At 63.8% G+C, this 21,266-nt stretch carries 18 protein-coding genes and 1 pseudogene; 11 read left to right on the plus strand and 8 right to left on the minus strand.

Annotated features, from left to right (window positions below; translation table 11 throughout):
- Nucleotides 1-1,504: 30S ribosomal protein S1 (gene rpsA, locus EOB36_RS05385; RefSeq protein WP_128284463.1), on the plus strand; the 1,504-nt coding region annotated here is incomplete at its 5' end.
- A gap of 216 nt (nt 1,505-1,720) precedes the next feature.
- Nucleotides 1,721-2,023 (plus strand): hypothetical protein, encoded by a 303-nt coding sequence (locus EOB36_RS05390; RefSeq protein WP_126103908.1) that lies wholly within the window; start codon nt 1,721-1,723, stop codon nt 2,021-2,023.
- 57 nt (nt 2,024-2,080) lie between these two features.
- On the opposite strand, the gene EOB36_RS05395 is transcribed toward EOB36_RS05390, so the two are convergent.
- From EOB36_RS05395 to EOB36_RS05405, 3 genes are all read right to left on the minus strand, one after another.
- Nucleotides 2,081-2,788 carry an SDR family NAD(P)-dependent oxidoreductase gene (locus EOB36_RS05395; protein ID WP_127289969.1) on the minus strand — a complete coding sequence of 236 codons (708 nt, stop codon included), beginning with the start codon at nt 2,786-2,788 and terminating at the stop codon, nt 2,081-2,083.
- A 162-nt stretch (nt 2,789-2,950) separates the two neighbouring features.
- The gene (locus EOB36_RS05400) at nt 2,951-4,531 is read right to left on the minus strand and encodes a 5-guanidino-2-oxopentanoate decarboxylase (RefSeq protein WP_128284464.1); all 1,581 of its coding nucleotides are present in this window, start codon (nt 4,529-4,531) and stop codon (nt 2,951-2,953) included.
- Nucleotides 4,528-5,376, minus strand: a complete 849-nt coding sequence (locus tag EOB36_RS05405) for an arginine deiminase family protein (RefSeq protein WP_164897457.1) — start codon at nt 5,374-5,376, stop codon at nt 4,528-4,530. Before EOB36_RS05405 ends, EOB36_RS05400 begins: the two co-directional genes overlap by 4 nt.
- 219 nt (nt 5,377-5,595) lie before the next feature.
- On the opposite strand from EOB36_RS05405, the gene EOB36_RS05410 reads away from it, so the two are divergent.
- The 7 genes from EOB36_RS05410 to EOB36_RS05440 all read left to right on the plus strand — a co-directional run bounded on the left by EOB36_RS05410 (nt 5,596) and on the right by EOB36_RS05440 (nt 11,926).
- Nucleotides 5,596-6,408 carry an ABC transporter ATP-binding protein gene (locus EOB36_RS05410; RefSeq protein ID WP_127290421.1) on the plus strand — a complete coding sequence of 271 codons (813 nt, stop codon included), beginning with the start codon at nt 5,596-5,598 and terminating at the stop codon, nt 6,406-6,408.
- 51 nt (nt 6,409-6,459) lie between these two features.
- On the plus strand, nt 6,460-7,254 hold the full coding sequence (locus EOB36_RS05415; protein WP_128284465.1) for a transporter substrate-binding domain-containing protein: 795 nt from the start codon (nt 6,460-6,462) through the stop codon (nt 7,252-7,254).
- A gap of 216 nt (nt 7,255-7,470) precedes the next feature.
- Nucleotides 7,471-8,136, plus strand: coding sequence for an ABC transporter permease (locus EOB36_RS05420; protein WP_164897458.1), 666 nt, complete (start codon nt 7,471-7,473; stop codon nt 8,134-8,136).
- Nucleotides 8,136-8,945, plus strand: a complete 810-nt coding sequence (locus tag EOB36_RS05425) for an ABC transporter permease (RefSeq protein WP_127206013.1) — start codon at nt 8,136-8,138, stop codon at nt 8,943-8,945. Before EOB36_RS05420 ends, EOB36_RS05425 begins: the two co-directional genes overlap by 1 nt.
- A 94-nt stretch (nt 8,946-9,039) precedes the next feature.
- Complete coding sequence (locus EOB36_RS05430; protein ID WP_095484357.1) at nt 9,040-10,041, plus strand: Ldh family oxidoreductase; 1,002 nt, start codon at nt 9,040-9,042, stop codon at nt 10,039-10,041.
- A 369-nt stretch (nt 10,042-10,410) separates the two neighbouring features.
- Nucleotides 10,411-10,833: a DoxX family protein gene (locus EOB36_RS05435; protein ID WP_128284467.1), complete on the plus strand. Its 423-nt coding sequence runs from the start codon at nt 10,411-10,413 to the stop codon at nt 10,831-10,833.
- Between the two features lie 118 nt (nt 10,834-10,951).
- Nucleotides 10,952-11,926, plus strand: coding sequence for a complex I NDUFA9 subunit family protein (locus EOB36_RS05440; RefSeq protein WP_128284468.1), 975 nt, complete (start codon nt 10,952-10,954; stop codon nt 11,924-11,926).
- Between the two features lie 18 nt (nt 11,927-11,944).
- On the opposite strand, the gene EOB36_RS05445 is transcribed toward EOB36_RS05440, so the two are convergent.
- Entirely contained in the window at nt 11,945-13,318 is a 1,374-nt protein-coding gene (locus EOB36_RS05445) for a cytochrome P450 (protein WP_128284469.1), read from the minus strand.
- Nucleotides 13,319-13,661: 343 nt separating this feature from the next.
- On the opposite strand from EOB36_RS05445, the gene gyrB reads away from it, so the two are divergent.
- Nucleotides 13,662-16,133: a DNA topoisomerase (ATP-hydrolyzing) subunit B gene (gyrB, locus tag EOB36_RS05450; protein ID WP_128284470.1), complete on the plus strand. Its 2,472-nt coding sequence runs from the start codon at nt 13,662-13,664 to the stop codon at nt 16,131-16,133.
- Between the two features lie 255 nt (nt 16,134-16,388).
- Nucleotides 16,389-17,306, plus strand: a complete 918-nt coding sequence (locus EOB36_RS05455) for a hypothetical protein (protein ID WP_128284471.1) — start codon at nt 16,389-16,391, stop codon at nt 17,304-17,306.
- Nucleotides 17,307-17,416: 110 nt separating this feature from the next.
- Here the strand turns inward: EOB36_RS05455 and EOB36_RS05460 are convergent, their stop codons facing one another.
- The 4 genes and pseudogenes from EOB36_RS05460 to EOB36_RS34895 all read right to left on the minus strand — a co-directional run.
- Nucleotides 17,417-18,916, minus strand: coding sequence for a hypothetical protein (locus EOB36_RS05460; RefSeq protein ID WP_128284472.1), 1,500 nt, complete (start codon nt 18,914-18,916; stop codon nt 17,417-17,419).
- 161 nt (nt 18,917-19,077) lie between these two features.
- Nucleotides 19,078-20,475, minus strand: a complete 1,398-nt coding sequence (locus tag EOB36_RS05465) for an NAD(P)(+) transhydrogenase (Re/Si-specific) subunit beta (protein WP_128284473.1) — start codon at nt 20,473-20,475, stop codon at nt 19,078-19,080.
- A gap of 6 nt (nt 20,476-20,481) precedes the next feature.
- Nucleotides 20,482-20,910 (minus strand): NAD(P) transhydrogenase subunit alpha, encoded by a 429-nt coding sequence (locus EOB36_RS05470; RefSeq protein WP_206637142.1) that lies wholly within the window; start codon nt 20,908-20,910, stop codon nt 20,482-20,484.
- Nucleotides 20,907-21,266: pseudogene (locus EOB36_RS34895) on the minus strand (NAD(P)(+) transhydrogenase (Re/Si-specific) subunit alpha); the annotation flags it as partial. The pseudogene EOB36_RS34895 and the gene EOB36_RS05470, both read right to left, overlap by 4 nt.

Here is a 21,266-nt window from a genome sequence, read left to right on the forward strand (position 1 = left end):
CTCGACGCTCAAGGTCGGCGACACGGTCGAGGTCTATGTCGAGCGCATCGAGAACGCGCTTGGCGAAGCGATGCTTTCCCGTGAAAAGGCCCGCCGCGAAGAGAGCTGGGTCCGTCTCGAAGAGAAGTTCACCAAGGGTGAGCGCGTCGAAGGCGTCATCTTCAACCAGGTCAAGGGCGGCTTCACCGTCGACCTCGACGGCGCCGTGGCCTTCCTGCCGCGCAGCCAGGTCGATATCCGCCCGATCCGCGACGTCTCGCCGCTGATGCACAATCCGCAGCCTTTCGAGATCCTCAAGATGGATCGCCGCCGCGGCAACATCGTGGTGTCACGCCGCACCGTGCTCGAGGAAAGCCGCGCCGAGCAGCGTTCGGAAATCGTGCAGAACCTCGAAGAGGGCCAAGTGGTCGAAGGCGTCGTCAAGAACATCACCGACTATGGTGCGTTCGTCGACCTCGGCGGCATCGACGGCCTGCTGCATGTCACCGACATGGCATGGCGCCGCGTCAACCATCCGACCGAAATCCTCAACATCGGCCAGACGGTCAAGGTGCAGATCATCCGCATCAACCAGGAAACCCATCGCATCTCGCTCGGCATGAAGCAGCTCGAGAGCGATCCGTGGTCCGAGATCGGAACGAAATTCCCGATCGGCAAGAAGATCAAGGGCACCGTCACCAACATCACCGACTACGGCGCGTTCGTCGAGCTGGAGCCGGGCATCGAGGGCCTCATCCACGTTTCGGAAATGTCGTGGACGAAGAAGAACGTGCATCCCGGCAAGATCCTCTCGACGACGCAGGAAGTCGACGTGGTGGTGCTCGAGGTCGATCCGGCCAAGCGCCGCATCTCGCTCGGCCTCAAGCAGACGCTCGAGAATCCGTGGCAGGCTTTCGCCAGCAGCCACCCGGTCGGCAGCCAGGTCGAGGGCGAGGTCAAGAACAAGACCGAGTTCGGCCTGTTCATCGGCCTCGAAGGCGATGTCGACGGCATGGTCCATCTTTCCGACCTCGACTGGACCCGTCCGGGCGAGCAGGTGATCGAGGAGTACAATCGCGGCGACATGGTCAAGGCGCAGGTGCTCGACGTCGACATCGACAAGGAGCGCATCTCGCTCGGCATCAAGCAGCTGGCCAAGGACACGGCCGGCGAGGCGGCGACTTCAGGCGAACTGCGCAAGAACGCGGTCGTCACCTGCGAGGTCACCGGCGTCAAGGATGGCGGTCTGGAAGTGCGGCTGGTCGACAGCGGCATCGAGACCTTCATCAAGCGCTCCGACCTCAGCCGCGACCGCGACGAGCAGCGCCCCGAGCGCTTCACGGTCGGCCAGAAGGTCGACGCCCGCGTCATCGCTTTCGACAAGAAGACCCGCAAGCTGCAGGTCTCCATCAAGGCGCTGGAAATCGCCGAGGAGAAGGAAGCGGTCGCCCAGTACGGCTCGACCGACTCCGGCGCTTCGCTGGGCGATATCCTGGGTGCCGCGCTGAAGAAGCAGGGCAGCTAAGTCTATAAACGCCGCGCCTCGCGCGCGGCCTGTACACGCAACCCGCGGGCCGAAAGGTCCGCGGGTTTTTTCATGGCCGCGAGGAGTCGCGCAATGTGACTGGGTGGTCCGGCAGCCGATCGTGCTTGAAACGGCCGACGGAGCCTATAGTCTGCCGCATCGGCCCGAAAGATCCGTCCTGGATATGTATGCGAAACGATCGGAGGCGCGAGCTCTGTGATCCGCACCGGTTTTAGCCTTGCAATCCTGTTGGTCGGCACGATCGCGGCATCGGCGGCGTTGCCACCCTACTGGCAACGACAGGCCGAGATCCAGGCCATAGTCGACAGCGGTGCCGTCGCCGGCGTACTGGAAAGCCGCGGCCCGATCGATGCGGTCGAGCGCGTGGGAAACGACCATTACCGGGTGCGGGCAGGCACTTGCGCACTCGACGTGCTGATCGTCGACGATACCAGCGCGGCCTTGATGCCGGGACCGCGCAAGTTCAAGCTCAAGCTCGGCGATCTCGTCTGCAATTGAGCCGCCGGATGACGCTGGTTTTCCAGCGAGCCATCCGCCCGATCCGATACCGGCAAATCAGGCCCTGCCGTAAAGCGGCACCAGAGTGCCGCTCATCGCCAGATTGGCCGGCGAAGCGAGATAGGCAATGGCCTCCGCGGCCGCTTCGAGGCTGACCCATTTGCCGAAATCGGCGGCCGGCATGTCAGCCCGGGTAGCTGGCGTGTCGAGCGTCGAGGGCGCGACCGCATTGACCAGGATGCCCTTGCCCTTGAGTTCTTCGGCCATCGCCACCGTCATTGCCGCGACCGCCGCCTTGCTAGCGGCATAGGCGACCATGCCGGACCCGCGGCGCAGGTCGAGCCCGGCGCGCGCCGTGACATTGACGATGCGGCCCGACACGGAAGATTCCAGCATCGAGCGTATTGCCGCGCGGCAGCACAGGAAGGTGGTACGGGCGTTGGTGTCCATCATTTCGGCGAAGGAGGCGGGCTCGATCTTCTCGACCGGCGCGGCGGTGAAGCCGCCGGCCAGATGGATGGATGCCCACAAATCCGTAACACTGGCGTAGAATGCATCGACCTTGGCGGGGTCGGCGAGATCGACATTGTGCGCCAGCCGGACGCGCTCATGGGCCGGGAAGGGAAAATGCGCAGGCGCGGCAGCATGGGCATTGGGCACATGGCAGATCGCGCCCTCACCCAGCAGTTTGCCGACAACCGCGCCACCGAGCGCTCCGGTGCCGCCGGTCACCACAATATGTCTGCCGTCCAGTGTGTCCGTCATCTTCGACCGCTCCAGTCATTCATATGCCGCGCCGCCGCCGAAGGGTCGCGCCTTTCGCGCGATCACTCAACCAAAATCTCGATGACACAGCGTCGCTTGTGCGCGTCAAGCCGTCGGCTATCCATCGAAGATCGTATCTCCAAGCAGACGCTGCCACAGCACTCAATCGACAGTGATCTCGACGACATACGGCAGTCCGGTCGCCCGCGCGCGCTTAAGTGCGTCTGCCAGATGACCGGTGCCGGCGAGTCGCTCGGCGGCAATGCCATAGGCTTCGGCCAGCTTGCAGAAATCAGGCGGCGCCGGCGATACGCCGACCGGCTCGACGCCGACATCGAGCATCGAGGTTTCGATTTCGCGATAGCCGCGATTGTTCCAGACGACGAAGATCACCGGCGCCGCAGCATCGAGCGCGGCTCCCAGTTCCGGCAGCGTGAACTGAAACCCACCGTCGCCGGTGAGACAAACGACCGGCGCATCGGGCACGGCAAGGGCCGCACCGATCGCGGCCGCCGGACCATAGCCCAGCGCGCCGAAGCCGGTGGCGGCGTTGAACCAGCCGCCCGGGCGGTCGTGGTCGTAATAGAGGTTGGCGGCATAGACCGGCTGGGTCGAATCGCCGACGATGATCGAGCCCGGCAATGCATCACGGATCACCTCGACGGCGCGGGTTTGCGCTTGGAGACCCGGGCTGATTTCGGCGAACGCGGCTTGCCTGGTCGCAGCGGCGCGAGCCTGACCGTCGCCCGATGGCGCCTGGTCCCTACCAATTTCTGAAAGCAGCGCCTTGAGGGCTACGCCACAATCGGCCTGGATCGAAATCGTAGCTGGTCGGCGGGCAAGCTGGTCGGCGCCGATGTCGATGCGGATGAGATTGGTAGGCAGGACAAAGCCGCCATCGCCATATCCGTCATAGTCGGTCGGGCCAAACTCGGTGCCGGCGGCGATGACCAGGTCGGCGTCGGCAATCAGCGCGCGCACCGCCTTCAGGCTGGGGCTGGCCGGCACGGCAAGCGAATGGCGGTGCAGCAAGCCGCGGGCATTGGCGGTCTGAACCACTGGTGCTCCCAGCCTTTCGGCGAGGCGCTGCAACGGCGCTTCGGCTCTCCTGGCGCCGCCGCCGGCAAGGATCAGCGGTCGGCGGGCAGCCGCGCAAAGTCTTGCCGCCTCTGCTATCGCCGCCGCATCCGGTTCGGGCGGCGCTACATTCGTCAGCAAAGCCGCGATGCCGTCGGCCGGCTTGACCATAATATCGGTTGGGATCTCAATATGGACCGGACCGGGACGCGAGGACGAAAACAGGGCGAAGGCGCGGGCGAGCACGCCGGGCAGTTCGCCAGCCTCGGTGACACGGTGCGAGAATAGCGCGACCTTCTCCATCATGCCGCGCTGGTCGGGCAGCTCGTGCAGATGGCCGAGGCCCTTGCCCAGCGTCGTCGTGGCGTTGACGCCTGAGATCACCAGCATCGGAACCGAATCGGCGCGGGCCTGGCCCATGGCGGTGATGGTGTTGGTCAGCCCCGGCCCGGTGATGACGAAGGCGACGCCCGGCCTGCCGCTGGCGCGCGCATAGCCGTCGGCCATGAAGCCGGCGCCCTGTTCGTGGCGCGGCGTGACGTGGCGAATCTTCGAGCGCGCCAGCCCGCGATAGAGTTCGACCGTATGCACACCCGGAATGCCGAAGACGGTGTCTACACCATGGGCCTCGAGCAAAGTGATGAGCGCTTCGCCGACTGTCGTCATTGTCTGAGCACCGGACGTGTGAGGCAGGTCGGGCCGCCCTCGCAGGCGATGCACAGCGCGTCCGCCTCGAAGGTCGAAACCCTGCAGCCGGCGGCCGCCATGGCCGCCGCCGTCTTTGGGAAGCCGGCGACGGCGATCACGTCGCGCGGCGCGGTCGGCAGCACATTGAGGCTGAGGCCGTTGGAGGCGAAGAACTCCTGCGCGTCGCCCTCGACCAGGCGAATGCCGCGTGCCCGCAGCATCTGGTAGAAGGCAGCCGGCAAAAGCGGTGCATAGATCAGCGCCAGATCGTCGGCGAGCGGACTGATCACCGACATTAGATGCAGGCAGGCCTCCTCGCCGTGCCAGAGCGGCAGATCGTAACCGTAGACCTGGATACCCTTGGGTGTGAGCAGGTTGGCGAGTTGCTGGATGCCGTCCTGGTTGGTGCGCATGCCGCGACCGACGGCCAGCGTCCGTGAATCCACCCAGACGCAGTCGCCGCCCTCGACCTGTCCGGGATGCTCGATGCGACCAAGGACAGGCACGCCCATGCGCCTGTAGGCCGCCTCGTGCAGGCCGGGCTCGGCCCGGCGCAACGCCTTGCCCATGGCAAGGATGATGGCGCCGTGGTCGGTCATCAGCGACGGATCGTGGGTGAAGACGGAATCGGCAAGCCCGTCGTCGGCGTCGGTCAGCCATTCGATCTCGGCGCCAGATGCCGAAACCAGCGTCGCCAGCGCCTCATGCTGGGCAGCCGCCTTTTGCGGATCGAAGCCGGGGCCATAGTGCCATTCCGATGCTTCGGCGCGGTGCATGGCGCTTGCGGCGGACCGCATCAGCACGCGCTGCAGGGGTCCGGCCATGGACTGCGACCCGTATGCTCTACCCACCAAGTGCTCCTGAAACATCCCATCCAGCCAATAGCTACTCAGCGAGCCGTGATCAATGGTCCAAAAAGCATGGTTGACGGAGGCAAGCGGAACGGTCCATCTTGAGAATGAGAAGTCTGTCCAGTGATGGGTAATGAGTAAAAGATTCCAGCAGCGACGGGTCCAGCCGCTTCGTGAGGCACCGAAAAGGTGATAACGCAAGGCACGGCCCCCGCCCTGAAGCACACGGCGCAGAACAGCGCCGCCGAAGCCATCCATGTCGAGAACCTGCACAAGAAATTCGGCGAACTGCATGTGCTGAAGGGTGTTTCGCTGTCGGCGCGCGACGGCGAGGTCATCGCCATCATCGGCGGCAGCGGTTCGGGCAAGTCGACGCTGCTGCGCTGCATCAATTGCCTGGAGAACCCGACCAGCGGCATCGTCCGCGTCAATGGCGAGGAGATCCGGATGAAGGCCGACAGCCACGGCCACACGGTTCCCGCCGACCGCAAGCAGATCGAGCGCATCCGCTCCAAGCTCGGCATGGTTTTCCAGAATTTCAATCTGTGGAGCCACATGACGCTGATCGAGAACGTCATCGAGGTTCCGGTGCATGTTCTTGGCGTCAAGCGCGAGGTGGCTATCGCCGAGGCCGAAAAGCTGCTCGCCCGCGTCGGCCTGGCCGAGAAGCGTGACGTCTATCCGGCCTATCTGTCGGGTGGTCAGCAGCAGCGCGCGGCCATCGCCCGGGCGCTGGCCATCAATCCGCGCGTCATGCTGTTCGACGAGCCGACCTCGGCGCTCGACCCGGAACTGATCGGCGAGGTGCTGAAGGTGATCGGCGATCTGGCGCGCGAGGGCCGCACCATGGTGCTGGTCACCCATGAGATGAAGTTTGCCCGCGAGGTCGCGACGCATGTCGTCTATCTCTATAACGGGTTGGTCGAGGAAGAGGGACCGCCGGAGCAGATCTTCGGCGCTCCGAAATCCGAAAGGCTGAAGCAATTCATCCGCAACATCGGTTAAGCCGAGGCGGATGGAAAAACGGGAACAACAACAAAACTGGGAGTTATTGAAATGAAGACCGTTCTGAAGACATTTGCCGCAGCGCTTCTACTCGGCGTTGCCGCGATGGGCGTGGCCAAGGCCGATCCGGTCAAGGTCGGTGTCGCTGCCGAACCCTATCCGCCGTTCACCTCGCCGGATGCCTCGGGCAAATGGGTTGGCTGGGAAATCGAATTCATCGACGCGGTCTGCGCCGAGCAGAAGCTCGACTGCGTCATCACGCCCGTTGCCTGGGACGGCATAATCCCGGCGCTGACGACCAAGAAGATCGACGTCATCGCCAGCTCGATGACGATCACCGACGAACGCAAGAAGACGATCGATTTCTCCGACAAATATTACAACACCCCGACCGCCATTATCGGGCCGAAGGACCAGAAGTTCGGCGCTACCCCGGAAGATCTCAAGGGCAAAATCATCGGCGTCCAGGTTTCGACCGTGCATGCCGACTACGTCAAGAAGCACTTCACCGAAGCCGCGGAAATCAAGGAATACCAGACTCAGGACGAAGCCAATCAGGATCTTGCCGCCGGCCGCCTCGATGCCGTGCAGGCTGATTCCATTGCGCTCGATGCCTTCCTGAAATCGGATCAGGGCATGCAATGCTGCGACCTGAAGGGCATGGTCGCGCCGGATCTGGCCGTTCTCGGGCCAGGCATCGGCGCCGGCGTCCGCAAGGAAGACACCGAGCTGAAGGAGAAGATCAATGCCGGCATCAAGGCTATCCGCGCCAACGGCAAATATGATGAAATCAGCAAGAAATATTTCGATTTCGACATCTACGGCGACGATCCACAGGCGAACTGACGACATGCATCCCTGAGCGAATAACCACGCGGCGCGGACGGCGCGCCGTGTGGCTTCGTCGAAATCCACCCTTGCAAGCTTTCCGCTGACGGCATCGCCGGCGGTTTTGGCGCCAGCAATTCGGGGGCGACGCTGATCGACGCATTTCTTCCGGCCTCTGCGGCCCGCATCATCGAACTCCTTTCGCCGACGCCGCCTGGCTGGGGCGGAACGCTTCTGGTTGGACTGCTCCACTCGGTCGAGATCGCTGCCGGTGCGTTCGGTCTCGGCCTCGTGATCGGCATTTGCGGTGCGTATGGCAAGCTCTACGGCGGACCCGTGGTGCGCGATCTGCTGGCAGTCTACACCACGATCGTCCGCGCCGTGCCGGAGCTGGTGCTGATCCTGCTGCTCTATTATGCCGGCACCGATTTGATCAACCAGCTGCTGACGGCAATGGGATATCAGCGCATCGACATCAGCGGGCTGGTGGCCGGCATTTCCGTGCTCGGCTTCGTCCAGGGCGCCTATTCGACCGAGGTGATGCGCGGCGCGATCCTTGCCATTCCGCAAGGCCAGATCGAGGCCGCAAGAGCCTTTGGCATGTCTCCCGGCCTCCTGCTGCGACGCATCACGCTGCCGGCGATGCTGCCCTTCGCCATACCAGGCCTTGCCAATCTCTGGCTGATCGCCACCAAGGACACCGCCCTGCTCGCAGTCGTCGGCTTCTTCGAACTGACATTGGCCACGCGGCAAGCGGCGGGCGTAACCAAAGCCTATCTCACATTCTTCCTCGCCGCAGGCATGATCTATCTTCTGTTGACGCTGGTCTCCAATCTGATCATCGGCCGCATCGAGGCCCGGGCCCGGCGCGGCATGCCTTCCGTCAAGGAGGCGCGTTGATGGCTGTCGAAGCGACCATCGTCAACGTAGCCGCCCGCGCGTCGCTGTGGCTGCAGCCGCACCGCATCGTGCTGGTCCTGATCGGACTGGCTCTGGTTCTGGCCGCCGCCTTCTTCATGCGCTGGGACTGGCTGCCGCAATATTATGAAATGGCGCTTGTCGGGATCTGGCGCACGCTCTGGATTCTCGCCGTCACCTGCATACTGGGCTTCACGCTCGCAGTGCCGCTCGGGCTGGCGCAGGCTGCCGGCCCTTTCTGGCTCGCGGCGCCCGCGAAGGCTTTCTGCACCGTCATCAGGGGAACGCCGCTGCTGCTGCAGCTCTGGCTCCTCTACTATGGGCTCGGCTCGCTGTTTCCACAGTATCCATGGATTCGCGAATCCTGGATGTGGCCGTATCTCAGGCAAGCGTGGCCCTACGGCGTCCTGGCGCTGACCTTGTCCTTCGCCGGTTATGAGGGCGAGGTGATGCGAGGCGCCTTTGCCGGGGTGCCGAAGGGCCAGCTCGAGGCCGCCCGCGCGTTCGGCATGAGCCGCTGGAAGATCCTCCGGCGGATCTGGCTGCCGCAAGCCTTTTACCGGGCGCTGCCGACGCTGACCGGCGAAACCGTGCTGCAGTTGAAATCGACGCCGCTGGTGGCGACCATCAGCGTGATCGACATATTCGCCGTCTCGTCCAAGGTGAGGCAGGGCACCTTCCTCACCTATGAACCCTTGCTGCTCCTGGCGTTGATCTATATGGCGATCACCGGCATCCTGGTCTTCGCCCTCGGCAAGATCGAGGCGCGGATCCCGAACAAGATCGGCTAGGGTTTTTAGTGAGTAGTCGGTAGTGAGTAGTGCGTAGGCAGTCGCTCACACTACTCACTAAATCCCTACTCACTACTCACTAGAGGCACTCACAATGCAACTCAGTCTCGACCAGGCGACAGGGCTGTGCCGGATGGCGGCGCTCGGCGCCGGCGCCAATGAAGAAGCGGCGCAGTCGCTCGCAGCCTCCATCGTAGCGGCCGAAGCGGAAGGTCTGTCGACGGTCGGGCTGTCGCATTTCATCGACTATCTCGAAGCGCTGGAGGCGGGCCGCATCGACGGCAAGGCCGAGCCGGTCATCACCAGGCCGGCTTTGGCGATCTATCTCTCCGACGCGCGTGGCGGTCTGGCGCATACCGGCTTCGACCGCACGATCGACGGTCTCGCCAAGGCGGCGCGCCTGTTCGGCGTCGCCATCTTTTCGCAGAAGAACGCCTATACATGCGGCGCACTCGGCTATTTCACCGGGCGGCTGGCCGCGCAGGGGCTGGTGTCCTTCGCCGCGACCAACGGACCGGCCGTGCTTGCCGGCTCGGGCTCGGTCAAGCCGGTCTACTGCACCAACCCGATGTCCTTCGCCGCGCCCGCCGCCGACGGAGCGCCACTGGTCATCGACCAATCGTCGAGCGCCACGGCTTTCGTCAACATCCGCAAGGCGGCCGAGGATGGCAAGAAAATTCCCGAAGGCTGGGCCTTGGACGTCAGCGGCAACCCGACCACCGATCCCGCTGCCGCCATGAAAGGCGCGATGCTTGCCTTCGGTGGCCAGCGCGGCGCCAACATCGCGCTGATGGTCGAAGTGCTGGCGGCGGGCCTATCGGGCGCCAACTGGTCGCTCGATGCACCATGGTTCACCGACGGACCGGACAGCCCGGGAACCGGCCTCTTCGTGCTGGCCGTCGAGCCCAAGCTGCTCGATCCGGATTTCGAGAAGCGCATGGAGGACCAGCTCGACCGGTTGCGCCGCCGCTACGGCGTGCATGTGCCAGGCCGCGCCCGAGCCGAAGCGGCGGAGAAGGCGGCGGCACGGGGCATAACGGCGCCCAAGGCCGTGGTCCAACGCATCTCCGAATTCGCCGCCCGGTATTCTTCGTAGAAAGTTTGCCTGCGTTTTTTTCGCCGTCGTTGAACCTTTTTGCGCTGTGCCGCGACCAATGCCTGTCCGGGGTGGGGTTTGCCCGGGCGGTGACATCCGGTCCCGAGTGTCCAAGGCTGAGGCGGGCGTCTCACGTCGTCCTGATACCGTCTCAGGTCAGGCCGCCTCGTCGGACCTTGACGCCGACCATGGAAGTCACCCGGAAAACCCCGCTTCGGCGGGGTTTTCTGCGTTCTCTCGGATCTGATCGGTTAACATGCCTGTTTTGGTCAACTTTTGTTCATTTGACTTTAACCGAGGTGGTCGGGTGTTTGCGCCGAGCAGCAAAAGAGGAACCCCAATGTCCGCAAGCACCGACAATTCCAGCAGATGCCTTTCTTCCCAGCGCTTGGCAGCCTCTATGCGGCGCTGAACACCGCCTCCGAAACCATCCTGCGTGCCGTGGCCGGCATCTTCCTCACCATCCATGGCTCGCACAAGATCACCGATCCGTTCGGCGCAGCCGAGATGGTCGAAGGCCTCGGCTTCTATCCCGGCGCATTTTGGTCTCTGCTGCTCGCCTGCACCGAGTTCTTCGGCGGCATCCTCATCGCTATCGGCCTGTTGACCCGCCCGGCCGCCTTCGCCGGAATGTTCGTGCTTCTGGTCACGGTGTGGTTCCATTGGGTCACTATGGGGCAAGGCTATTCGGGCGCCGAAAAATCGCTGCTGTGGGCGGCAATCCTGTTCTTCTTCGTCATTCGCGGCGGCAACCGCCAATCGATCGACGCGCGCATCGGCAGAGCGTTCTGAACCAGCCGAAGCAGAGGCATCGGCGACAATTGATCGCCCTTTGCCTTTGATGCGAAACCGATTATGAAACGGCTTCAGCCTAGCCCCAGTAGATCTGGAAACTGCGCCGGAGCCCGCAATGACCGAAATCCTGCAGACCCCAAAGCTCGTCGTCGTGTTCGGCGGTTCGGGCTTTGTCGGCCGCCACGTAGTGCGGGCACTGGCCAGGCGTGGCTATCGCATCAGGGTCGCCTGCCGCCGGCCCGATCTCGCCGGCCATCTGCAGCCGCTCGGCAATGTCGGCCAGATCCAGCCGGTGCAGGCCAATGTTCGCGTGCGCTGGTCAGTCGACCGCGCCGTGCAGGGCGCCGACCATGTCGTCAATCTGGTGGCGATCCTGCATGAGAGCGGCCGGCAGAAGTTCACGACCGTCCACGAATTCGGCGCACGCGCGGTCGCCGAAGCGGCGCGCGCCGTCGGCGCCGGCCTCACCCATATCTCGGCGCTGGGCGCCGATCTGAACGCGCAATCGGACTATGCGCGCACCAAGGCGCTCGGTGAAAAAGCGGTCTTGGATACGATCGAGGATGCCGTCATCTTGCGGCCGTCGATCAATTTCGGGCCGGAGGACAGCTTCTTCAACCGCTTCGCCAACATGGCGCGCTATTCGCCGGTGCTGCCGCTGATCGGCGGCGGGCAGACCAAATTCCAGCCGGTCTATGTCGGCGATGTCGCCGAAGCGGTGGCGCGCTCGGTCGACGGCAAGGTCCAGGGCGGCCGGATCTATGAGCTTGGCGGACCGCAGGTGCTGACCTTCAAGGAATGCATACAGGAAATGCTTGCCATGATCGACCGCAAACGAATTCTGGTATCGGTGCCGTGGTGGGTGGCGAACATGCAGGCATCGATCCTCGGGCTTTTGCCCAATCCGCTGCTGACCAAGGATCAGGTCCTGCAGCTGCGCGAGCACAACATCGTGTCCGATGCGGCTACCAAGGAAAACAGGACGCTCGGCGACCTCGGCATCCAGCCACAGTCGATCGGCAGCATCCTGCCGAGCTATCTCTGGCGCTACCGCGCCGCCGGCCAGTTCCAGCGCAAGACTGCGGCCTAATACCAGGCAATCAGGCGCTCACGAAAAGCGTCGCGTGACCTGCATCGGCAGGCCGCCCTGCGGCTGCGTCGTCAGTTTCTGCACCGGCCAGGGCCTGGTCTCGGCGGTGGTATCGAAGCGGAAACGCGACAGCATGATGGCCAGCGCGATGATCGCCTCCTGCATGGCAAAGCTGGCGCCGATGCAGACGCGAGGTCCGGCGCCGAACGGCAAATACTGGAAGCGGTCGATCTTCTCGCGATTTCCCGGATGGAAGCGTTCGGGCATGAAGGCGTCAGGCCTGTCCCACAGCTTGCGATGACGGTGGACGACCCACGGCATGACCAGCACCGCGGCGCGGCGCGGTATATAGAGGCCGTTCCAGGTTTCTGGCTCGATCGGCTCGCGGTTGATTGACGGCGCCGGCGGATAGAGCCTGAGCGCTTCGTCGAAGGCGGCGCGGGTGAACGGCATGGCGTCGAGCCACTTCGTCGGGTCTGGCTCGCGCGCCAGCACGGCGTCGATCTCACGCTCGATCTTTTCGCGCTCCCAAGGCGCCTCGGCCAGGCAGTAGAGCGTCCAGCCGAGCGCACGCGCCGTGGTTTCGTGGCCGGCGCCGATGAAAGTGATGATGTTGTCTTCGACCTCGGCGCGCGTCAGCCCGTCAGGTCCCTCCGCCTTGAGCAAAAGCGTGAGGAAATCCTGCGGTACCCTGTCTGGATCGCGCTTGATCCGCTCTTCGCGCATTTTGACGGTGTCGGTGACGATCTTGCGGAAATAGGCCATGGTCTTGCGGCCGCGGATGCGGGTCAGTCGCGGCAGCCATTCGGGTGCCCGCAACAGGTCGAGTGGATCGACGCGCCCCATCGTCTCGAACAGCCGGTCGATCTCCTTGGCGAAGCTGCCCGGCTCGCCTGATATCTCGCCGGAAAACAGCGTCTCGGCCAGGATGTCAAAGGTAAGCAGCGTCATGTCGTGAGCGATGTCCGACGTGCCACCACTCTCGTAGCGCGTGACGAACTCCCGCGTGCGCCTCAGCATCGGCTCGGCGAAACCGAAGATATGGCGCGGCGTGAACACCGGCGCCATCGCCTTGCGTGAACGCCTCCATACCTCACCCTCGGCGGTCAGCAGGCCGTCGCGCAGGATCGGCCGCAGGATCATCTGGCGCACCGTCGCCATCTTGTAGTTTTTGGCGTTGTCGACCAGCACGTGGCGGATGAGGCCGGGATCGTTGGCGATGACCAGTGGGCCGCCGATGCCGGTCACCGATATCCAGGGTTGGTTGTAGGTCGGCTCACCCCACAGTTCGAGCGGGTTGCGGTAGACGATGCGGATCATCTCCAGCGTCGAAGGCGGCGACGTGCGCGGCTTCGGCGCCGGCGGGACGAAGGGGGCGGGCTGACTGTCCATGGCGTGCTCCGCTGGTGAACTCAATGTAGGGACTGGTAAGGCAAGCGTCCATGTGGCCGAACGGCAAAGGCCGAAGTACCGGCTCTCCGGAATGTGCCGGGCACAGAAAGTGCCTGGTTGTCGAAACAGGCTGGCCTGCTCTTGTTGCCACCGCTCTGTTCCCAAAACCGGTTCCCATTTTTCAGTCCGATGCTCTGCTGGACAGGCGTCCTCTGCTTCCCTCCGGAAATGCCTGCAAACCTTGGAAAAACCGCCTTTTGTGCCTATATCTAGGACATCAAAGCGGCGCGATTCGCAGCCATATTTTCGCGCTGGACAAGCGGCATCAATCAGACAGGTTTTCATGAGCGATCAGAGCGACAACGCCAGCGGCGCTGAGGCCGAGTACGGCGCCGATTCCATCAAGGTTTTGAAGGGGTTGGATGCCGTCCGCAAGCGGCCAGGCATGTATATCGGCGATACCGACGACGGCTCGGGCCTGCATCACATGGTCTACGAGGTGGTCGACAACGCCATCGACGAGGCGCTGGCCGGCCATGCCGATCTCGTCACGGTGACGCTCAACCCCGACGGTTCGGTGACGGTCATCGACAATGGCCGCGGCATTCCGACCGATATTCACACCGGCGAAGGCATTTCGGCGGCGGAAGTGATCATGACCCAGCTGCATGCCGGCGGCAAGTTCGACCAGAACTCCTACAAAGTGTCCGGCGGCCTGCACGGCGTCGGCGTCTCGGTGGTCAACGCGCTGTCGGCCTGGCTGAAGCTGAAGATCCGCCGCAATGGCCAGATTTACGAGATGAGCTTCACACACGGCAATGCCGACGCGCCACTGAGGGTCACCGGCAGCTACGAGCAGCGCAAGGTTGCCGGCACCTATGAGGGGCGCAGCGGCAGCGAGATCACCTTTTTCCCGTCGTCCGAAACCTTTACCATGGTCGAATTCGACTTCGGCACGCTGGAGCATCGGCTGCGCGAACTCGCCTTCCTGAATTCCGGCGTGCGCATCGTTCTGACCGATGCCCGCCATGCCGACGTCGTGCGCCATGAGCTGCACTATGATGGCGGACTGGAGGAGTTCGTCAAATATCTCGACCGCGTGAAGAAACCGCTGATCGACAAGCCGATTGCGATCAAGGCCGAGCGCGACGGCATCACCGTCGAAGTCGCCATGTGGTGGAACGACAGCTACCACGAGAACGTGCTGGCCTTCACCAACAACATTCCGCAGCGCGACGGCGGCACGCATCTTGCCGGTTTCCGCGGCGCGCTGACGCGCCAGATAACCGGCTACGGCGACTCCTCGGGCCTCACTAAGAAGGAGAAGGTAGCGCTGATCGGCGACGATTGCCGCGAAGGGCTGACGGCGGTGCTGTCGGTCAAGGTTCCCGACCCGAAATTCTCCTCGCAGACCAAGGACAAGCTGGTCTCGTCCGAAGTCCGCCCGGTGGTGGAAGGGCTCGTCAACGAGGCGCTCGGCACCTGGCTCGAAGAGCATCCTGCCGAGGGCAAGGTCGTCATCGACAAGGTCATCCAGGCGGCAGCGGCGCGCGAAGCCGCGCGCAAGGCGCGCGACATCACCCGCAAGAGCTCGCTCGGCGTCACCTCGCTGCCCGGCAAGCTGGCCGACTGCCAGGAACGCGACCCGGCGAAGTCCGAAATCTTCATCGTCGAGGGCGACAGCGCCGGCGGCTCGGCCAAGGGCGGCCGTTCCCGCCAGAATCAGGCCATTCTTCCGCTGCGCGGCAAGATCCTCAATGTCGAGCGGGCCCGCTTCGACCGCATGCTCGGCTCCGACATGATCGGCACGCTGATCACCGCGCTCGGCACCTCGATCGGCAAGGACGAATTCAACGCCGACAAGCTGCGTTACCACAAGATCATCCTGATGACCGACGCCGACGTCGACGGCGCCCACATCCGCACCTTGCTGCTGACGTTCTTCTTCCGGCAGATGCCGGAGCTGATCGAGCGCGGCCATCTCTATATCGCGCAGCCGCCGCTCTACAAGGTGACGCGCGGAAAGAGCTCGCAATACATCAAGGATGAAAGCGCCTTCGAGGAATTCCTGATCGGCTCGGGGCTGGAAGAGGCGTCGCTTGCGCTCAGCACCGGCGAGGTGCGGGCCGGACAGGACCTGCGCAGCGCCATCGACGATGCGCTGGCGGTGCGCCAGCTCATCAATGGGCTGCACACACGCTATAACAGAGGCGTGGTCGAGCAGGCGGCGATCGCGGGCGGGCTCAACCCGGAGGTTTTCGCCGATCTCGGCCGGGCCAACGCCATGGCCGAGCGTGTCGCCCGGCGTCTCGACATCATCGCCGAGGACACCGAACGCGGCTGGACCGGCCGCATGTCGACCTCGAACGAAGGCATCGGCGGCTATGTGTTCGAGCGCACGGTGCGCAGCGTCAAGGAGTTCGCGCATCTCGATCTCGCGCTGATCAATTCGGCCGATGCCCGCCAGCTCGACCGCTATGCGCCGCGCCTGGCAGAGGTCTATGGCGAGCCGCCGGTGCTGCGCCGCAAGGATGTGGCCGAAACCATCTCGGGACCGCTGGCACTGCTCAACGCCGTGTTTGCCACCGGACGCAAGGGCCTGACCATGCAGCGCTACAAGGGCCTCGGCGAGATGAACGCCGAGCAGCTCTGGGAAACCACGCTCGACCCGAATGTGCGCTCGCTGCTGCAGGTCAAGGTCAATGACGCGACGGACGCCGACTCGCTGTTTTCGCGACTGATGGGGGACGAGGTCGAACCCAGGCGCGAGTTCATCCAGGAAAACGCGCTGTCGGTCGCTAATCTGGATATCTGAAGCCCAAGCCGGGTGCTCAATTTCGGATGTTTGAGACATAATTGGTAGGCTTAAGCTTACCAAACATGTCTACCGCCCCCAACAAAGATCACTGAGGGCCGGCCGGAACGGAACGGCTTCCAAGGCATTGTAATCGATCAACGATCACAATAGCCGCAGGAGGCACTCATGGGACGTGGCATTTTGCTCTGGCTTCTCGGAGTCCCGATTCCGATCATTATTCTCATCATGCTTTTCGCACGGTAGGGGGCTGACATGCAGTCAACCCTAACGGCTGTCGACGTTTCCACGCCGACGGAATCCTCCTCCACCGCTGTCAGCTGGGGGCCGATCATTGCCGGCGCGTTCGCTGCCTCGACGCTGACCTTGATCCTGATGCTGCTCGGCTCCGGGCTCGGGCTGACCATGGTTTCGCCGTGGTCCGGCTTGAGCACCTCGGTCACAACTTTCGCGGCCTCCACCGCGGCGTGGCTGATCATCGTGCAGTGGCTGTCGTCGGCTCTCGGCGGCTATCTTGCCGGGCGGCTGCGCACCAAATGGGTCGGCGTCCACACCGATGAAGTCTTTTTCCGCGATACCGCTCACGGCTTCCTCGCTTGGGCGCTTGCGACCTTGCTCGTTGCCGCGGTGCTCGGTTCGGCGCTCTCCGCGGCTATCGGAACTGGTGTCCAGGCCGCTTCGACTGTCGCGTCTGGCGCGGCAATGGGCGCTTCGGCAGGTGCTAGTGCGAACGTCGGAAGCGGCTCGACCGACAACGCAACGTCGTACTTCGTCGATACGTTGTTCCGCCCGGCCGATGCGGCCAGGCTTGCTGCCGCCAATCCGGAGAGCGATGCGGCGGCCACGGCGCAGGCTTCACGCATTTTGATCGCGAGCGCAGCTGCAGGCGAAGTTTCGGCAGACGACAAGACCTATCTGTCGCAGTTGGTGGCTGCCCGCACGGGGCTGTCGGAACCGGATGCCAAGGTCCGTGTGGATGCGGTGATTGCCAGGGCACAGGAAACAAAGGTCCAGGCCCAGCAGGCCGCGGATACCGCCAGGAAGGCCGGTGCCAGTTTTGCGCTGGTTGGCGCGCTGTCCCTGGTCGTCGGCGCCTTCATCGCGAGCGCGGCGGCCGCCCTTGGCGGCAGGCAACGCGACGACGAGGAGGCGGTCTTCCTGACCAACCGTTGATCGGTGCTTGACGGTGCCCTCCATGCCGGACTGTGAGCCGGCATGGGCCTGTTGTTTTAATGGCGATCGCCATGGATTGCGCGCGCTGATTCGCCGAGACGAGCGGGCTCCTATTTTCCAGCAGCGATCGTCGGCACTGCCTGACTTGGCTCGAATTTGCGGCCGAGGTCGACTGCGTCGCGCAGCACGTCAATATGCGAACGCGGCGTGCCGGCGGCTGGGGCGATCTCGATACCGGTAGCCTTCAGTGACCAGTAGAGCGTGTGGGTGAAGATGCGACCACGCGAACTGCGCAACTTGACCTGAATGTCCTCCACGCCGGGGCCGAAATTTTCTGCCATCGGCCCGGAAATCGGGTCGCCCGTCAGCCAGCCATTGCCCCGGTCGAAGATATTGGTCCAACGGGTCGCGGCAAACACCGCACCATGATGCACCGCCCGCTGTGGCTTGCCCGAACGGCTGCGCCCTTCCTGGTAAAGGACGGTTCCACCGGCCGCCGTCTCGGCAATTGGCGGGCATGCCGAGAACAGCCGCTCAGCGATGCCGCGCCTGAATTCGGCGAGATTGTAGGTCACCAGAAATTCGCTGTGAGTCAGCGGACTGCCAAGCGTGACGAAATCGCTGATCTTCCATGGTAATGGATGATCGGCGTCCCTGACGCGAAGCTGCCGATAGAGCTCCCATTGGGCGCGCCGGAATCCGGAAAAATCATCCAAGCTGGGCCACGCAGCACCATCTGACTTGAGCGTGGCCTTGTCGACGGCGTGGATTGCCTTCAGCCTCGCCTTGTCGCGGGCAGCTTCCAGCTTTCGGGGCCTGAAATCGGCCCACAATATCTGCAGCAGATCATAGGCGATGATTGATCCCAGGCTGTGCGAGACCAGCACGATCCGGTCGTAGCCATCGTCCATCATGAGACGCCTCAGCAGCGTCAGGCCACGGTCGCGGACAAGCGCGCGCTTCTCGACCGTTGCCGCTTCAGCACGCACATAGGCGGCCACATCGCCGAAATAAGGCAGGCCAAATCGGTCCACCAACCAGATGACGAACGAGGCCAGGATCGTGACGAGCGTGCCCGTGGTCCAGGAAAGATACCCTTGCGAGGCCGATGTCGCGAGCACGAGCGCCGCACACAGGACCGTTATGACGGCCAGAAGCGTGACGACATAAAGCCCACGGGCATCGCGCGGAATGTCGGCGGGCTTGCGCCAGAGCAGGCTCGTCACCCAGGCTGCAAGCCGGCCCCGTGTCGTGCCTTGCGTGATGTCGGCCCAATAGAGCTCGTAGAAATCGGTGCGGCGGCCAGCGACGTCGTAAGGGGTGGTGATCCGGCGAAGCTCATGCGAATTCGTCCGGCTGTCGGGCGTGATCCAGGTCCGGTTGATCTTCTCGCCGGCGGGCCGGCCCGGATCGGAGACACGGGCATAAAACGGCACGCGAGCGGGATCGTGACTCCAAACAGCCTGAACAAATTCCCTCAGCGTGCTCATGGGCCGCTGTTCGCCCATGCCATGCACGATGACCACAGCCTGACTGAGCTTGCGCGGCGTTTTACCCGGGGCCGGCGTACTGCCCGTGACCGGCGACGCAGCAGGATGAAGGTCGGACACCAGTGCCTCCGTTGGTGAAAATCCCGGAACAGAATTCGCCCATCGTAGCTCTGAAACCGGCATGGAAGCAAAGACGTCGGATGCTCAGGGTCAAGAAAAAACCCGGCGGGGAGCCGGGCTTAATTCGAGCAACCGGCGGTGTATCGGCGCCGCGAAGCCGGTCAGTGATCCATCGCCTTGACGATCTCTTCGGTCATCTTCTTGGCGTCGCCGAGCAGCATCATGGTGCCGTCCTTGTAGAACAGCGTGTTGTCGATGCCGGCGTAGCCGGAGCCGAGCGAGCGCTTGACGAACAGGCAGGTGCGGGCCTTGTCGACATCGAGGATCGGCATGCCGTAGATCGGCGACGACTTGTCGTCACGAGCCGAAGGGTTGGTGACGTCGTTGGCGCCGATGACATAGGCGACGTCGGCCTGCGCGAATTCGGAGTTGATGTCCTCCAGCTCGAACACCTCGTCGTAAGGCACGTTGGCTTCGGCCAACAGCACGTTCATGTGGCCGGGCATGCGGCCGGCGACCGGATGAATGGCGTATTTCACGTCGACACCGGCGGCCTTGAGCTTGTCGGCCATCTCGCGCAGCGCATGCTGCGCCTGGGCGACCGCCATGCCGTAGCCCGGCACGATGATGACCTTCTGCGCGTTCATCATCAGATAGGCGGCATCGTCGGCCGAGCCCTGCTTGACCGTGCGCTCGAGGCCGTCGTCGGCAGTGGCGGAAATCTCGCCGCCGAAGCCGCCGAGAATGACCGAGATGAAGCTTCGGTTCATGCCCTTGCACATGATGTAGGACAGGATCGCGCCGGACGAGCCGACCAGCGCGCCGGTGATGATCAGCGCCAGATTGCCGAGCGTGAAGCCGAGTGCTGCCGCAGCCCAGCCCGAATAGGAATTCAGCATCGAGACGACCACCGGCATGTCGGCGCCGCCGATGGGGATGATGAGCAGGACGCCAAGGACAAGCGATGCCGCGACGATCAGCCAGAACACCAGCTTGGACTCGCTGGTGACCAGCAGCACGATCAGCACGATCAGCGCGATGCCAAGCGCGGCGTTGATGACGTGGCGGCCGCCGATCATGATCGGCTTGCCCGACATGCGGCCGTCGAGCTTGAGGAAAGCGATGACCGAGCCGGTGAAGGTGATGGCGCCGATGGCGACGCCGAGGCTCATCTCGATCAGCGCCTGGGCGTGGATGTCGGCGACCGTGCCGATGCCGAAACTTTCCGGCGCATAGATGGCGGCAGCCGCCACCATGACGGCGGCAAGGCCGACCAGCGAATGGAAGGCGGCGACCAGCTGCGGCATCGAGGTCATGGCGATGCGCCGGGCGGTGACCGCGCCGACCGAGCCGCCGATCAAAAGGCCGAGCACGATGAGGCCGAAGCCGCCCGCCGAAGGGGTCGCCAGCGCCAACGTGGTGGCAATGGCGATGCCCATGCCGATCATGCCGTACATGTTGCCCTGGCGGCTGGTGGTCGGATGCGACAGGCCGCGCAATGCCAGGATGAACAGGATGCCGGAGACCAGATAGAGGAAGGAGGCGAAGTTGGCGTTCATGGCGCTCTACTTGTCCTTCTTCTTGTACATCGCCAGCATGCGCTGGGTGACGAGGAAGCCGCCGAAGATGTTGACCGAGACCAGCATCAGCGCGACGAAACCGAAACCGGTGGCGATGCCGGACGCCGAGATGCCGACGGCAAGCAGCGCGCCGACGACGATGACCGAGGAGATGGCGTTGGTGACGGCCATCAGCGGCGTATGCAGCGCCGGCGTCACCGACCAGACGACATAATAGCCGACGAAGATCGCCAGGACGAAAATGGCGAAACGGAAGACGAAGGGATCGATCGCCCCGCCGGACAGCGCATGCGCGGCGTCGCCGGCCGCATCGGTGCCGCCGGGAGCGATGGCCAGGTCCTGCACCGCAAGCCGGACGGCGGCGGTCGCCTGGTCGAGCTGGTCGAGGGCTTTCTGCAAGGTCTGGTCCATCACGCGATCCCTTTCAACTTCGATGGGGGCGACTTCGATGGGGGCGACTTGGGTGCGGCCGGCTTCTTGGGCGCGGCCTTCTTTGCAGCAGCCGGTTTCGCGGAAGCGTCGGCGACCATCGTTTTGGCCGGGATCGCCGGCGGTTCGACACGAGGCGCTTGCTCAACCCTGACGAAAGCCGGATGCACGACCTGGCCGCCGTCGGTCAGCATCGTCGCCTTGACCAGATCGTCGTCGCGGTTGATGGCAAGCGTCTTCGTGGTCTTGTCGACAAGCGTCTCTATGAACGCGAAGAGGTTCCTGGCATAGAGCAGCGAGGCGGATGCCGCGACGCGGCCCGGCACGTTGAGGTGGCCGAC

It is taken from the genome of Mesorhizobium sp. M6A.T.Cr.TU.017.01.1.1 (assembly GCF_004023115.1).
In the GTDB taxonomy this organism is placed as follows: Bacteria; Pseudomonadota; Alphaproteobacteria; order Rhizobiales; family Rhizobiaceae; genus Mesorhizobium; species Mesorhizobium mediterraneum.

Coding starts and splice junctions, on each gene's coding strand:
- EOB36_RS05395 (WP_127289969.1), bottom strand. CDS start 2,788: ATGACGGACACACTGGACGGCAGACATATTGTGGTGACCGGCGGCACC.
- EOB36_RS05400 (WP_128284464.1), bottom strand. CDS start 4,531: ATGACGACAGTCGGCGAAGCGCTCATCACTTTGCTCGAGGCCCATGGT.
- EOB36_RS05405 (WP_164897457.1), bottom strand. CDS start 5,376: ATGGCCGGACCCCTGCAGCGCGTGCTGATGCGGTCCGCCGCAAGCGCC.
- EOB36_RS05415 (WP_128284465.1), top strand. CDS start 6,460: ATGAAGACCGTTCTGAAGACATTTGCCGCAGCGCTTCTACTCGGCGTT.
- EOB36_RS05425 (WP_127206013.1), top strand. CDS start 8,136: ATGGCTGTCGAAGCGACCATCGTCAACGTAGCCGCCCGCGCGTCGCTG.
- EOB36_RS05430 (WP_095484357.1), top strand. CDS start 9,040: ATGCAACTCAGTCTCGACCAGGCGACAGGGCTGTGCCGGATGGCGGCG.
- EOB36_RS05435 (WP_128284467.1), top strand. CDS start 10,411: ATGCCTTTCTTCCCAGCGCTTGGCAGCCTCTATGCGGCGCTGAACACC.
- EOB36_RS05440 (WP_128284468.1), top strand. CDS start 10,952: ATGACCGAAATCCTGCAGACCCCAAAGCTCGTCGTCGTGTTCGGCGGT.
- EOB36_RS05445 (WP_128284469.1), bottom strand. CDS start 13,318: ATGGACAGTCAGCCCGCCCCCTTCGTCCCGCCGGCGCCGAAGCCGCGC.
- gyrB (WP_128284470.1), top strand. CDS start 13,662: ATGAGCGATCAGAGCGACAACGCCAGCGGCGCTGAGGCCGAGTACGGC.
- EOB36_RS05455 (WP_128284471.1), top strand. CDS start 16,389: ATGCAGTCAACCCTAACGGCTGTCGACGTTTCCACGCCGACGGAATCC.
- EOB36_RS05465 (WP_128284473.1), bottom strand. CDS start 20,475: ATGAACGCCAACTTCGCCTCCTTCCTCTATCTGGTCTCCGGCATCCTG.